The organism is Chitinophaga silvatica, from assembly GCF_003419895.1.
Classification (GTDB): Bacteria; Bacteroidota; Bacteroidia; order Chitinophagales; family Chitinophagaceae; genus Chitinophaga; species Chitinophaga silvatica.
This window is the reverse complement of sequence record NZ_QPMM01000001.1, coordinates 277,438-291,303: the sequence shown is the minus strand read 5'-3', so window position 1 is coordinate 291,303 and position 13,866 is coordinate 277,438. Positions and strand designations below refer to the sequence as shown.

The window sequence follows — 13,866 nt, the reverse complement described above, 5'->3', positions numbered from 1 at the left end:
AACTCATCATGAAAAATACATTCCTACTTCTATCCTTTTCCGTTATACTATTTTCCTGCGGCCGGAAAACTGAGCCTGATACCACTCAGGTTAGTGATACCATACCCGTACGTATTATGCAACTGAGTCAACAAAGCGGCAGCAATATTATACAGGCATCCGGACAATTTACCACTGATGATGAAGTACTGCTCTCCTTTAAAACAAATGGAATCATCAAACAAATCTTTGTAAAAGAAGGTGATAAAATAAGTGCCGGTCAGGTGCTCGCTACTTTAGACCTTACTGAAATAAATGCCCAATGGCAAAGAGATGTACTAACCGTTGAAAAAGCCCAACGCGACTACGACCGAACTCTCAGATTATTCAACGACAGTGTATCTACCCGCGAGCAGCTCGACAATAGCAAAACCTCGCTGGATCTGGCAAAACAACAACTTAATACCACCGGATTCAATAGAAGTCATTCAGAAATACGGGCTACTCAAAACGGTTATGTACTTCGCAAAATGGCCAATGTAGGCCAACTTATTACCTCCGGAACTGCCGTATTACAAACCAATGGAGCAGGGAAATCTACCTGGTTACTGCGTGTAGGCTTAAGCGATAAGGAATGGAGCCAGGTGAAAACCGGAGACAGCGCCATTATTGAAGTGGGTGATCAGAAATTATATGCCCGAATTAGTCGTAAAGCTGAAGGTATAGAAGCTGCAAGCGGCACTTTCCTTACAGATATTCAAATCACCGACCGGCATTCCGTTCCTATTGCCACAGGGATGTTTGGCAGATGTCAGATTCTCACCTCCTCCAATAATCAAAAAGGCATCTGGCGTATACCGTATGCTGCACTGCTGGATGGTGACGGAAACACCGGTGCTGTATTTATCACAAATGATAAACAAACAGCACACAGAATTCCTGTATCCGTAGCTGGTATAGAAAAAGACCAGGTATTAATTAGCGGGGGGCTGGAACAGGCTTCTGCACTGATTATTTCCGGTAGCGCATACTTAAAAGATCAATCTTTAATCCGCATCATTCCTTAATAATACTATCATGAAAATAGCTAAATACGCGGTTAAAAATTACCAGTTCACGCTCATCATCTTTATAATGATTATCGTACTGGGAATAACCACTATACTTACGATGCCCAGATCGGAAGACCCGGAAATGAGAGCCCCACAATTTACAGTGGTAGTATTATATCCTGGTACCAGTCCGAAAGACCTGGAAAGCCTGGTTGTTGATCCCCTGGAAAAAGAAATCTATGCACTCGACGATATCAAAAAAATAAGGACCAATATCAGCGATGGTGTGGCCGTTATCAGAGTAGAATATAAATATAGCAGTAATGTAGATCAGAAATACCAGGAGCTGGTAAGAGAAGTAAATAACAAGCGAAAAGACCTCCCTGCCGATATTTATAGCATTGATGTTAAAAAGCAGGAACCTTCAGATGTAAATGTATTACAGGTTGCACTAATCTCAGAAAATGCTTCCAGGGATCAATTGAAAAAGTATGCCGATAACTTACAGGACGAGCTGGAAAAAATTCCGGCCCTGAAGAAAGTGAAGATCCATGGATTACCTGATCAGCAGGTAAGAATTGAACTGGCACTCGACAAGATGGCTCAATTACATTTGCCAATCGGTGCCATTACCAATGCGATTCAGAGTGAAATGGCCAACATTCCCGGTGGCAGCATCGATGCCGGTGAAAGAACATTCAATATAAAAACCAGTGGCAGTTATGAGCATATAGATGAAATAGGGAATACAATTGTAGCCGCTCCCAATGGTAAAAACATCCTCCTAAAAGACATTGCAACTATTTATTATGGATTCGAAGATGAGAAGTATTTTGCTCGCCTGAATGGCCATAGGAGTGTTATAGTATCAGCAGCTCAGAAAAGCGGAGAAAACATCACCAAAACCCAACAGCTCTATAAACCCACTCTGGAGGCCTTTAAGAAAACCTTGCCTGCCAATATAGACATGATTCAGTATTTTGATCAGGCAGCAGCTGTGAACAGCAGGTTGAGTGGTTTAGGTAAAGATTTTCTGATTGCTATCCTGCTTGTAGCATTAACCTTGCTACCCCTTGGGCAGCGCCCATCCTTAATTGTGATGATCTCTATTCCCTTGTCGCTATCGCTTGGGATTGTATTACTGCACCTGTTTGGTTATAATCTGAATCAGTTGAGTATTGTGGGATTAGTAGTAGCATTGGGTTTATTGGTAGATGATAGTATTGTTGTTGTTGAAAATATAGAAAGATGGATGCTTGCCGGATATAACAGAATGGAAGCTACGCTGAAGGCCACCAGTCAGATTGGCCTGGCAGTAGTAGGCTGTACAGCGTCTCTCATCATAGCTTTTATGCCGCTGGTGTTTATGCCTGAAGGAAGTGGCGACTTTATCCGTAGCCTTCCTTTGGCCGTAATATTCAGTGTACTGGCTTCTATGGCTGTTTCATTAACTATAATTCCATTTCTTGCCAGTCGCCTGCTGAAAGAGCATCAGGGCCATCCGGATGGTAATATATTTATGAGGGGGTTAAAGAAGTTGATTCATGGAAGTTATGCTCGTTTGTTAGATAAAGCATTACAACGGCCAATACTTGCCCTGATGGTATCTTTAGTGATCTTCATAGCCTCGTTAGGGTTATTCAAAGCTATTGGATTTAGTTTATTTCCATCATCAGAGAAGCCACAGTTTCTGATCAATATACTGGCACCTCCACAAAGTAATCTTACCTATACCAATACTATAGTTCAGCAAATAGAGAAAGAATTAAAGCAGGAACCGGTTATTTCTTCCTTCGCCAGTAATGTGGGTAAAGGTAATCCAAGGATTTATTACAATGAGGGGCAGGAAAATGAACGTAGTGACTATGCCCAGATATTTGTGCAACTCGATCCGCATACTTCACAAGTACAAAAAAGCCAGTTAATTGAAAGACTCCGACATAAATGGACTCCTTACCCAGGTGCGCGCATAGAAGTAAAAAATTTCGAGCAGGGCCCTCCGATTGCAGCACCTGTAGAAGTCCGGATATTCGGCGATAACCTGGATACTTTAAGAGTCCTGGCAGGAAGGGTGGAAAAGATGCTGGAAAAGGTTCCCGGTACTATATATATCAACAATCCGCTCGACAATCTAAAATCTGATATCAGAATAAAAATAGATAAGGAAAAGGCACAACAGTTGGGTATTCCTACTATTAATATCGACAGAGCTGTTCGTTTAGCCGTTGCCGGTATCAATTTAGGGCAATACAACGATCGTAACGACAATGACTATGATATTCTGCTGACCAGTCAGAAAACCGGAAAACCTAATCTGGATGTGCTTCAGTCTATCTATGTAAATAATCAGCAAGGCACAGCTATTCCGTTATCACAAATCGCGACTATGCAGCTGGAGACCTCTCCTTCTACTATCAGGCACCAGGAAAAAAATCGTGTAGCCGCTGTGAATGCCTTTATCAAAAAAGGCTTCCTAACCGATAAGGTTATCGATAAAGTGATAGAAAACATGAATGCTACTCCCCTACCCGCTGGGTATTCCTATGAAATGGGAGGAGAAGTGGAGAGTAGAAAAAGCTCATTCAGTGGTTTTACCAGTGTAATAATCGTTACGGTATTTATGTTTATCGCGGCATTAATCTTACAATTCAAGACCTTTAAGAGTATGCTTATTGTGCTCTCGGTTATTCCGTTAGGGGTAGTTGGAGCCGCCATAGCGTTGTGGATGACAGGAAATAGTTTATCATTTGTTGCAATCATTGGTTTGATAGCTCTGGCAGGAATAGAAGTAAAGAATACCATACTATTGGTAGATTTTACCAACCAGCTAAGAATGCAAGGCAAACCATTAAAGGAGGCGATCAGGGAAGCTGGTGAAGTACGGTTTTTGCCAATTGTACTTACCTCCCTAACCGCGATAGGCGGATTAATACCTATTGCGATTTCTACTAATCCATTAATTGCACCATTAGCGATAGTATTGATCGGAGGCCTAATTAGCAGTACATTATTATCTCGTATAGTTACGCCCGTAGTTTATCAGTTAATACCTCCTGCTGTAGAGGTTTTGAAGCCAAAACACCAGGAAGACAACAGGAAAGTGCATGCTCCCTCTGTTCTAAATTCGTAATAGTTACGTAAATTTAGAGTGACTCGAGCATCACCAATCCTTTTGAAAATTGATTTCTATGAAAAAGACCATACTATCATTGGTAAGTATGTTGTTGCTTGTCTGCTTTATCAACCATTCGGCGCAGGCACAATTAAAAAGGTTCAGTATAGGACCGTTTGTAGAGGTAGGATTCCCAACAGGCGACTTCGGCGACACCCACAATACTGGTTATGGTATCGGTTTAGGGGCTGATGTAAAATTAATTGCCGGCCTTACAGCCGTTGGTTCTGTAAGTTATTTTCACTTTCCCGGTAAAACTATTCCAGCACCGGGTGGAAATTACGAAGTAAAAAGTGCTAATGTTATCCCGGTTCGTTTAGGTCTCAGATACAAACTTGTATCTATTCTGTATGTGAAACTTGAAGGCGGTACGGCAAATTTTACAGGGGATTACAACAACGGAGTTGGCGGATTGATAGCCCCGGGAGTTGGTATTCGCTTACTGGGATTGGATGTTGAAGCTAAATATGAGGCATGGTTTCATGACAAAACTCATGGCTTCTTCGGTCTGAAAGCAGGTTATAATTTCTAGAATATTTTTCAATAAAGAGGAGGATGTATTAAAAGTAAATTATTCCCGATTTTATTGGGGCACCTGATCTAGAGTAATTTCGTTTCAGATTACTTTTGATACATCCTCTTTCTTTATTCTCTTTGGCTGACTATTGCGCTGTCAGCCTTTCCTTCAATATATTCTTTAGCACTTGCAAATCGCATGGCCTGCTAGTTAATGATATCCGACACACCCGACTTATCCGGACATTAATGATTTTGAAATATTAATAGAGTTCTACATTCCAGCTTCTGGTAAAAGTATTTCCTGGTTCTAAGCTCAAAATACCTTCCTTATCTTCCAGCTTACCACTTGAAGTTACACTATCAGCAATTCCGCACCAAGGCTCTATACACACGAAATCTGCGTCTTTTGCCGCCCATATTCCCATAAACGGAAAGCCATCATAGCTAACTGTAAGTCCATGCGGGGTAAGCTTACTTTTAATACTAATTGTGGTGGAAGCAAGGGATTTGAATACCAGTGCATCTTTATAGAATAGTGACTTTTTAAGCGGAAGTTCAGATACCTGATTCAGAAACGGAACAGGGGCCGACTCTATTTGTCCGTCTGGAGATAGTGGCCAGATTCCTGTTGTTTCAACCTTATTAAAGCGGAGGAAGTAATCTTCATAGGTGGTATCTTTCACCAGAGGCACTCTAAAAGCCGGATGTGCCCCAACGGAGAATAGCATTACTTTGTCATCTGTATTTCTGACATTGTAGGTTACAATCAGTTTATTTCTTTCCAACTGGTAGGTGACGTTAAAGACAAAACGAAAAGGATATACTTTAAGTGTTTCTTCGTTGTCTGTAAGTTCAAAAGTTACTTTATCTACAGATTGCTCTATAACCTTAAATTCTTTATCTCGGGCAAAACCGTGTCTACCCATCGTATAGTTCTGTCCGTTATATTCGTAAGTATTGTTTTTTAGTCCACCTACTATGGGAAACAATACCGGGCTTCTTTTACTCCAGAAAGCGGGATCACCATTCCACAGATAGTCGATTTCCCAATCGGTGCGCCTGATACTTTGCAGTTCAGCACCCTGTTTGGCTATCTCAACGCTGAGTCTTTCATTTGTTAATTGTATCATGAGAAGTATTAATTGGATAGATAGTGCGAAGATAAAAGCTTTGTACCTTTGGCGAAGATTTTTATTTAAATAAACGGAGATCAGCATATGGAATCAATTAAAGGTAAAAAGGCCCTGATTACCGGAGGTGGTAAGGGTATTGGTAAGGCCACAGCCATTGCTTTGGCAAAGGAAGGGGTAGATATTGCATTAATAGGCCGTAATGCCTCAGCATTGGAAACTGTTGTTAAGGAGTTAAAGGCATTGGGCGTAAATGCGGCTTATGCAGTAGCAGACGTCAGTGACCTTGGGGCAGTAGAGGCAGCAGTTGCTACTTTGCAGCAAGCAGTTGGGGATATAGATATTCTCATCAACAATGCAGGGATTTCGGCATTTGGAGGATTTCTAGATCTCACTCCAACCCAGGTAGAAGATATTATCAAAGTGAACCTGCTGGGGGTATATTATGTCACCCGTGCGGTATTACCAGGTATGATAGCCAGAAAAACCGGGGATATCATCAATATATCTTCAACGGCTGGTCAAAGAGGCGCTCCGCTTACCAGCGCTTATAGTGCCTCAAAATTTGGCTTGCTTGGGCTTACAGAATCGTTAATGCTGGAAGTTCGCAAGCATAATATCCGTGTTAGCGCACTCACTCCGAGTACTACAGCAACAGATATGGCAAAAGAACTTAATCTGACAGATGGCAATCCTGAGAAGGTATTACAACCAGAGGATCTGGCAGAGTTCATGGTAGATCAACTGAAAATGAACAGAAGGGTGCTGGTGAAAACAGCAGGATTATGGTCTACTAATCCCTAAACAGTTTTCTTCTACAAAATAAAAATTGGGCTGTCTCTACAACTAAGAGACAGCCCATTTTTTAATAAATTACGACTTACTTTTTAATACGGTAAGCATATCCTAAAACAACAGTACCTGCACCGATATTATTTTTACCGTTTGCAGTACCTTTCTGGATATTCAGGAATCCGTAGTTGCCACCACCTTCGATGAAGATGTTATTGCGGCCAAATTGATAAGCCAGGCCTACGTTTGCAGCTACACCCACGTTAACCTTGTGCAGTTGATCTTTGATATCAACAGTCTGGTCTAACTTCATAGCAGGAGCAATAAGCACTGTTCCTGCCGGGTCGAGGTAGGTAGCACTGGTACCGGAAATAACTTGTTTGGCATTCAACAGAAAACCAACAAACGGACCAGCATCTACGTATAAACGAAGAGGCGAATGCCCGAGATCCCATCCGAATTTAGCCAGGATTGGAACCATTAGGTAGTTAAATTTAGCTTCACTTTTAATGTCGTTGTAGAGATACAAGGTACCAGGAGGTAAAGCGGCAGCTTTATCAGCTGGTACAGGTACGGCTTGTAAACCACTTTTCTTACCACCCTGGCCAGAGAAATTAATCATTGCTTCGATGGAAAATAATTTGCTCACATGATATTCTCCAAAGATTCCGAACTCAGGTCCAAGGCGGGATTTATAACCTGTGTTTAACGGATTGTTATCACTACCGCCGGAAGACAGATTAGGAATACTAATACCCCCTCTTGCTCCGAGGTCGATCTGCTGCGCATCTGCCTTAAGCCCACAAAATGCAAGGAAGGCAGGCAAGAGCCATTTGAAAGAGTTTTGGATTTTCATAATGAATAAAATAAAATTGAGTTGTAAATGTAACGATTAATTAACATTACTAAGCCAACCGGAAATAAACGATAATACTTCTCTGTTTTCAGGTTCGTTATGTAATTCGTGATACATACCTTCCCACTCACGATAAGTAAGCCATTGTTTGGGAGCTTTTCCTGCAAAGCTACGGGAGCCTTCCACGGCGGTAAAGGCATCAGCTGTGCCATGGATTAATAGGGTTGGAATTTTAAGTTCATCTGCATGTGCAATACTCCAGGCTCCATACTGAATCATATCATTTGCTAAGCGCAAACTAAGTTTATCATGTCGTAAAGGATCCTGTTCAAACTTTGTAACCTGTTTGGGATCATGAGAAATTTTGTTGATATCCAGTCCTTGTTTGATGGTGAAATTCGGAACTACTTTACTCAATACTTTCAGCATTGATTTCAATACTGTTCCCGGCCCGTCTGCAACTATCAATGCAGGAGCTGAAACTACAGCCGCCTGAATGGCTGGTTTTCTTTTCAGTAAATAACTCATCAGAATACCACCTCCCATGCTATGACCATACATAACAACCGGTAAATGATATGTATCTTTAATATGCTGAAGAAAAGCACTTAGATAATCGAATGTAAACTCATATCCTTTTGAAGCACCTCGTTTTCCATCGCTTAACCCATGGCCATAATGATCGATCCCTACAACTGCAAAGCCTTGTGTGGTGAAATACTCAGCTACATGGGCATATCTGCCAAGATGTTCGCCAATCCCATGAATGATGATCATTACCCGGTTAAAGTTTGCCGGCACCCAGCTATTACCATGAAATCGGGTTTGCTGAAACGACCAATAAAATTCATTCATAACTGGAGTTTTGGTGATAGAAAACGAAGATAAAGAATATCTTTATGGCTTGTTTAGGAAGATAAAATTAAGCAATCAATCCATTTATGAGCAAACAAGATACCACTTCACCGGTATATAGTATTCCCTTAAGTTATCGAAAGATGGAGAACCTCCATATTGTATTCTGGCTATTGAAAGACATTAGCTGGTGCATGATTTGGAAGCCACTCGGAATAGCGATGATTTTTCCAACTTTAATCATTTCAATAGTTATAGCATGGCGTACCCGCCAGTTTATGTCGGAGCTTTGCCATAATGTTGCTATTACGGTTTGGATTACTGCCAACTCCTATTGGATGATCAGTGAGTTTTGTCATTTTGATGCAGAAACGGTTTGGGGTGAAATAACATATAAACACCTGGCATTAATTCCATTTGTAACAGGAATTTTAATACTGGCCTGGTACTATATCTATTACCAACCCAGGCATAAAGAAACTACCGAAATCATTACCGAATAAGGTGGGCATTCATTACCTGTCTGATACTTTCGGTTAATTTGTGCGGATCGTTTGTAGTAACATTCATCAGATAGTAACTGGTACCATTTCTTAAAGCATCCCAACGCCAGGATAATTGACTGTTACTATAACTATTTTTACTCTCATACCACCAGGCTGTATATAAAGTTGCATCTGCCTTCTTTAATACAGCCTGAAAGATTTTCTTCCCGTCAATTTTCACTTCAGTTACTTTATAAAATTCAAACCCACTCCCCTTCCAACATATCATTGGCTGATGATCTGAAAAATAAAAAGATGGTATAGGTTTAATGTACAGCAATAGATCGGTCGAGGCCTGTCTGCAAATCTGATCATTCAAAGTAGTAACTGTAGTACCAGGAAGCTGAACAATATTTACAGCTGTTTTAACTTCATTTTTAGGCAGCACATAAACTACTGTTATTGCTAAAGTTACCAAAGTTGCACCGGCCAGTATACCAGATAACTTTGGATTTTTAAATGGTAAAGTTTCCGAATTATTTTTACCAAAGCGTTTTAACATCCATTTTATTCCGAATACCGCAGGTAACAAAACATAAATCACCAAAGTAATAATACCTATTACTTCATGCATTGAGTTGGATGGCGGAATACGTAACAATACCAGAATTGCTATTCTGAAAACGTTGGACCCTATATTCAGAATAGCAATGCTTATTAATATAAGTATAAGTTGAAGCAGACTTAATTTTTTTGCCATCTTTTTTTGAAAGATAGCAATCAGTACCACTCCAAATAACAGGGAAGTAATCATCATACTTAATCCCATACAGGCAGTATCTACACTAAATTCCTGTTTGTTGATCATTATTACATTACCGGCAACGCCAACATTTGTATTCATAAGGGCAATGCCACTTCCTACAAATTGACTGAGCCAAAGACGAATTGGAAAAGTAAAAACATTAGCTATATAATCGATTACGGGGGCTATCAGAAAAGCAGTAATAAAGGTTAATGCAGCTATTCGCCTGTAACATAATTCAACAATGAATGCTGCCGTAAACAATAACCCAAGATAGCAAAGAGTAAATACAGGAATCAATCTATAAACTCCCCAAAAAACAATGGCAACTATTGCACAACGCCAGGAAACTTTGCTTGTTTGCTCTGCCTGCCAGGTACAACACAGTGCAATGACAGACAAAGCAAAAAACAAGCTATTCCACTGGAAATAATGATTCAACGAATCGACTGCAATAATCAATAAAATCAGCAATAAAATCCCTGGAAATAACAGTCGCTTACTTAGCATACTTTCGCTTTGGTTCCTGAAAATATCTTATTATATCTGACATAGGCAAGTATACTAACAGCGATAATAAACAACGCCCATTCATGAGGTTCGGGAACCGATCCGTGCCCCTTAAGAATGGCATTTTTTAAGCTGGATTCATTATCCTTTATGTTGTGTTTCTCATAATCTTGGCGGGTTTCCAAAACAATAAGACTCGACACCGGTGAAACTACATAAGCTTTACTTGCAATATCAATTAACGCATCATCATCCGGGTTCGCTACAGCACTTTTTTCTAACAACCAGTTATAGGCAAATAATCGCGCCAGATGATCAGGGCCATTAGTAGCCACACTATCCGGAGTCTGAGCAACTGTGATTTTTGCGCCAGGAATATCTACCCTGTTGCTGTCTGCAGAAGTGGTACTAAACGAATGCTGAGATAATTGGGAAACAAGATCTGTAATGGTACCATTACTGTATGTAAGTAAATGCCTTGATCTTAATGTAGCAATAAATTGAGAACTGATATCGCCTAAACTAAACACCTTAGGTTTATTTGCTCTTAAATAGTTTTGAACAGCTGATGAAAATCCATCAACATCAATATCACTCAGGAATGGAGAATGTTTGTCTCCGGCTGTTACTACCAGGCCATTAGGTGTAGGCATTTTATGAAAAGGGAAAAAGGAAAAACGAAGGGAATGTCTTATGTTAAAAACCTCTTCTTTATTAGCAGCAGTAACCCTAATCCATTCGTTTCTATCATATACATAAACCTCTTTTGAAGAAGTTGCTTTCAGCAGTTGGGTATAATCGCTATACTTCCAGCTGGAATTAAGGTCGAGATAAATCTTGTCCGGATTAAGCGTTACTATGGTAGGCTTAAAAGGTAATAAGGTGTAACGTTTATTATCAAACATGAAGGCCGCATTACCCAGACCAGGGTCTGTGAACCGCATGTTCCAGTCTCCGGCATAGCGACCTATTCTTGAAATAGTTTGATTTTTAGTTGTAAAGGAGTTTGTTGGCTTAATGATTTCCTTAGGTAAATTACTAAAGGATAGTTGTACATCATATGTTGCATTTTCCGCTTCGGGGCCTTCAAACCAGGAAGGTTGATAAGTTAATTGCTGATGATCGGATTGAAGCGGGGAAGTAATACCAATCTTAAAAACACGGCTCTTGCCCTTTTGAACCGGAAACACCCTAACAGCTACTCTATCTCCCTCCCGCCAGTGAACTAAAGAGGGATCCCGCCTTTGTACACCAACAATATCCTTATAAGCACTATCGGCTTTATGTGTAGTTGTCAGAATACCTTTTTCCTCTTTGTTATTAACCCATAGAGAGAGGGAAGTAACAACAGCTCCTGGAGGCATATGAAATGTATAAATAGCTTCCTTATCTGTACTCCAGGTTTCTTTGGTATTATTGGTAACAGTAAGTGTATGTTCCGTATATGCGAGGTGGTATTCAGGCCAGATATCAGCTTTCGTGGTAACATTAGAGGTTACGAGATCATCGCCACTCCAAAGTCTGTCTTCCTTTAAATGTTGTTTGTCGTACATCACATACAGCATGTTGTATTTAGCTGTATATGTAAGCGAGCATTCACCAAACAACAATGAAGATAATGCGAAAAGTGGGTCATAGTGTACTTTTTCATCCTGGGATTTAACTCCAAAGGATGCATTAGTCCAGATTGATTGGTAAGTAATATTAGTCTTCAGAATGCGTTCGGTCATGCTGGTTTTACTGAGTGATTGCGAAGCAATCAACCATGCAGGAAGCTCGTCTGTAGTGGATGCATATGCCTGCTCATATTGTTTTTCAATTTCATTTTTTGTACTGACATAAGAACTACAATAAAATATGATGAGGATAAGAACGGAGGAAAGACCTGCTAAAAAGGCCATCCGATAGCGTATAACGGGGAACAACCTTTTAATCGTGAATAGTGTGTAATAAAGTAAGAGTAGGTATGGGGCAAAAGCTACAATACCAATTGCCAAAAACACCATTGCTATCAACCCGATTATTGTTATGGGTAACATGGTAATAACAGGGGTAAGAGGTGCAAGGAACAAGACTCCTGTTACAAATGCCACTATAATTTTCAGCCACTCCGGTAACCATTGAAAGAAGGAGATTACCAATACATTAATACAGGATAATACTAAAACATATCCATACCAGCTGGCAAGCGATGGAAGTACTTCTATCTGGTAATTCATTGCAAAAGCATCAAGAATCACCATTACTACTAACATAGCGGTAATGGTTTTCTTATATTCAAAATCTTTAAACGGTCGGTAAATCAGCAGGCATATGAGGTAAAAGCCTAAGATCGCATGATTAGCAAAACTTATTTTATCATTCCTTGGATCAATAAATACCAGTATTCCTAAGAGCAGGGTCATTACAGCTATCAGAATAGCTCCAATTACTAAGGGAGGTTGAATCAGACTAGAGCGTGTAGAATTTTCCATGGTAAGAGATATTTGCCATGCAAACTTATCAAATAAAAAGTACTTTGTACCACAAAGTATATATAATTATTTCACTAGATAAGCTAGTTCTATCGGGCATTGAAAACGAAAAAACATCAATTAAAATTTTAAAATATAAAAATATCAATATACCTTTGCCGCGCTAAAAAAGTTTTGTTAACCACCAATGATTATTACTTCATGGAAAGAAAACTAGCGTCTATAGTTACCATAGACGATCTTCAACCAATTGTAGATGCCGATCAAATAGAAGTAGCCACTGTTAAAGGATGGAAGCTTGTAGTTAAGAAAGGAGAATTCAGGATAAACGACCATGCCGTTTATTGCGAAATAGACTCCTTCCTACCGGTAATCGAAAAATTTGAATTTTTACGTAAAACCTCCTACCGCAAAATGGCCGGACAGGAAGGATTCAGGCTTAAAACAATCAGGCTACGCGGACAAGTATCACAAGGATTGCTCCTGCCAATTAGTATATTGGAAGGATACAATTATGAGCTGGGTGAAAATGTGGCCGAAAGGTTAGGTATTGTAAAGTATGAACCGCCAATGCCAGCCGAATTAGCTGGTGTTGCAAAAGGCAACTTCCCATCATTTATATTTAAAACAGATGAAGAAAGAATTCAGAATCTCACGAAAGAATATGAATCTTTCAAACAACATACGTTTTATGTTACAGAGAAACTGGATGGATCTTCTGCTACCTTCTACCTAAATGAAGGCATATTCGGAGTATGTTCCCGAAACCTCGATTTGCAAGAATCCGAAAACAATTCGTTCTGGCAAGTTGCCAGGGAACTGGATCTTGAAAAGAAGTTAACCAGCCTTGGAAAAAATCTTGCATTGCAAGGTGAACTAATCGGTGAAGGTATTCAATCCAACCCTTATGTAGTAAAGGGGCAGGTTGTTCGTTTCTTCAATGTATTTGATATAGATACGCAGACCTATTTACCATTACCAGCTTTCAGGGAAATAATGGAGTCATTGGACCTTCAGCATGTTCCAATACTGGATGAATCATTCAAGTTGCCCGAAACAACTGATGCGCTTCTGGCACTTGCAGAAGGAACATCTGTGTTGAGTTCAGCCGAAAGAGAAGGTATAGTGATAAGATCAATAGACCGACAAATCAGCTTTAAAGTTATTTCCAATAAATTTTTGTTGAAAGAAAGGAATTAAGTTGATGAATATGTTGGGCAGGTATGTCTGCCCAACT

At 40.0% G+C, this 13,866-nt stretch carries 11 protein-coding genes; 6 read left to right on the top strand and 5 right to left on the bottom strand.

Annotation, left to right across the window (positions count from 1 at the left end; translation table 11 throughout):
* Positions 1-8: 8 nt before the first annotated feature.
* From DVR12_RS01070 to DVR12_RS01060, 3 genes are read left to right on the top strand one after another with little or no spacing between them, the layout of a single operon-like run.
* On the top strand, positions 9-1,046 hold the full coding sequence (locus DVR12_RS01070; RefSeq protein WP_116973602.1) for an efflux RND transporter periplasmic adaptor subunit: 1,038 nt from the start codon (positions 9-11) through the stop codon (positions 1,044-1,046).
* A gap of 10 nt (positions 1,047-1,056) precedes the next feature.
* Positions 1,057-4,161: an efflux RND transporter permease subunit gene (locus DVR12_RS01065; protein WP_116973601.1), complete on the top strand. Its 3,105-nt coding sequence runs from the start codon at positions 1,057-1,059 to the stop codon at positions 4,159-4,161.
* A 58-nt stretch (positions 4,162-4,219) separates the two neighbouring features.
* Positions 4,220-4,735, top strand: coding sequence for a hypothetical protein (locus DVR12_RS01060; protein WP_116973600.1), 516 nt, complete (start codon positions 4,220-4,222; stop codon positions 4,733-4,735).
* Positions 4,736-4,982: 247 nt separating this feature from the next.
* On the opposite strand, the gene DVR12_RS01055 is transcribed toward DVR12_RS01060, so the two are convergent.
* Entirely contained in the window at positions 4,983-5,852 is an 870-nt protein-coding gene (locus tag DVR12_RS01055) for an aldose 1-epimerase family protein (protein WP_116974218.1), read from the bottom strand.
* An 87-nt stretch (positions 5,853-5,939) separates the two neighbouring features.
* Here DVR12_RS01055 and DVR12_RS01050 point away from each other — a divergent pair, with 87 nt between their 5' ends.
* The gene (locus DVR12_RS01050; protein ID WP_116973599.1) at positions 5,940-6,656 is read left to right on the top strand and encodes a 3-ketoacyl-ACP reductase; all 717 of its coding nucleotides are present in this window, start codon (positions 5,940-5,942) and stop codon (positions 6,654-6,656) included.
* 76 nt (positions 6,657-6,732) lie between these two features.
* Here DVR12_RS01050 and DVR12_RS01045 read toward each other — a convergent pair whose 3' ends face one another.
* A complete protein-coding gene (locus DVR12_RS01045; RefSeq protein WP_116973598.1) occupies positions 6,733-7,500 on the bottom strand; it encodes a porin family protein in 768 nt (255 codons plus the stop codon).
* 36 nt (positions 7,501-7,536) lie between these two features.
* Positions 7,537-8,355 carry an alpha/beta hydrolase gene (locus tag DVR12_RS01040; RefSeq protein WP_116973597.1) on the bottom strand — a complete coding sequence of 273 codons (819 nt, stop codon included), beginning with the start codon at positions 8,353-8,355 and terminating at the stop codon, positions 7,537-7,539.
* 86 nt (positions 8,356-8,441) lie between these two features.
* Between DVR12_RS01040 and DVR12_RS01035 the strand changes: the two genes are divergently transcribed.
* Positions 8,442-8,858 carry a hypothetical protein gene (locus DVR12_RS01035; RefSeq protein ID WP_233522109.1) on the top strand — a complete coding sequence of 139 codons (417 nt, stop codon included), beginning with the start codon at positions 8,442-8,444 and terminating at the stop codon, positions 8,856-8,858.
* On the opposite strand, the gene xrtN is transcribed toward DVR12_RS01035, so the two are convergent.
* Both xrtN and DVR12_RS01025 read right to left on the bottom strand, forming a co-directional pair.
* Entirely contained in the window at positions 8,848-10,155 is a 1,308-nt protein-coding gene (xrtN, locus tag DVR12_RS01030) for an exosortase N (protein WP_116973596.1), read from the bottom strand. The two genes, DVR12_RS01035 and xrtN, sit on opposite strands and share 11 nt — an antisense overlap.
* Positions 10,149-12,629 (bottom strand): XrtN system VIT domain-containing protein, encoded by a 2,481-nt coding sequence (locus tag DVR12_RS01025; protein ID WP_116973595.1) that lies wholly within the window; start codon positions 12,627-12,629, stop codon positions 10,149-10,151. Before DVR12_RS01025 ends, xrtN begins: the two co-directional genes overlap by 7 nt.
* A 201-nt stretch (positions 12,630-12,830) precedes the next feature.
* Between DVR12_RS01025 and DVR12_RS01020 the strand changes: the two genes are divergently transcribed.
* Entirely contained in the window at positions 12,831-13,829 is a 999-nt protein-coding gene (locus tag DVR12_RS01020; protein ID WP_116973594.1) for an RNA ligase (ATP), read from the top strand.
* Positions 13,830-13,866 lie beyond the last annotated feature (37 nt).

Excerpts from the sequence above, each read along its gene's own strand:
- DVR12_RS01070 (WP_116973602.1), top strand. The coding sequence starts at position 9 with ATGAAAAATACATTCCTACTTCTATCCTTTTCCGTTATACTATTTTCC.
- DVR12_RS01065 (WP_116973601.1), top strand. The coding sequence starts at position 1,057 with ATGAAAATAGCTAAATACGCGGTTAAAAATTACCAGTTCACGCTCATC.
- DVR12_RS01060 (WP_116973600.1), top strand. The coding sequence starts at position 4,220 with ATGAAAAAGACCATACTATCATTGGTAAGTATGTTGTTGCTTGTCTGC.
- DVR12_RS01055 (WP_116974218.1), bottom strand. The coding sequence starts at position 5,852 with ATGATACAATTAACAAATGAAAGACTCAGCGTTGAGATAGCCAAACAG.
- DVR12_RS01050 (WP_116973599.1), top strand. The coding sequence starts at position 5,940 with ATGGAATCAATTAAAGGTAAAAAGGCCCTGATTACCGGAGGTGGTAAG.
- DVR12_RS01045 (WP_116973598.1), bottom strand. The coding sequence starts at position 7,500 with ATGAAAATCCAAAACTCTTTCAAATGGCTCTTGCCTGCCTTCCTTGCA.
- DVR12_RS01040 (WP_116973597.1), bottom strand. The coding sequence starts at position 8,355 with ATGAATGAATTTTATTGGTCGTTTCAGCAAACCCGATTTCATGGTAAT.
- DVR12_RS01035 (WP_233522109.1), top strand. The coding sequence starts at position 8,442 with ATGAGCAAACAAGATACCACTTCACCGGTATATAGTATTCCCTTAAGT.
- xrtN (WP_116973596.1), bottom strand. The coding sequence starts at position 10,155 with ATGCTAAGTAAGCGACTGTTATTTCCAGGGATTTTATTGCTGATTTTA.
- DVR12_RS01025 (WP_116973595.1), bottom strand. The coding sequence starts at position 12,629 with ATGGAAAATTCTACACGCTCTAGTCTGATTCAACCTCCCTTAGTAATT.
- DVR12_RS01020 (WP_116973594.1), top strand. The coding sequence starts at position 12,831 with ATGGAAAGAAAACTAGCGTCTATAGTTACCATAGACGATCTTCAACCA.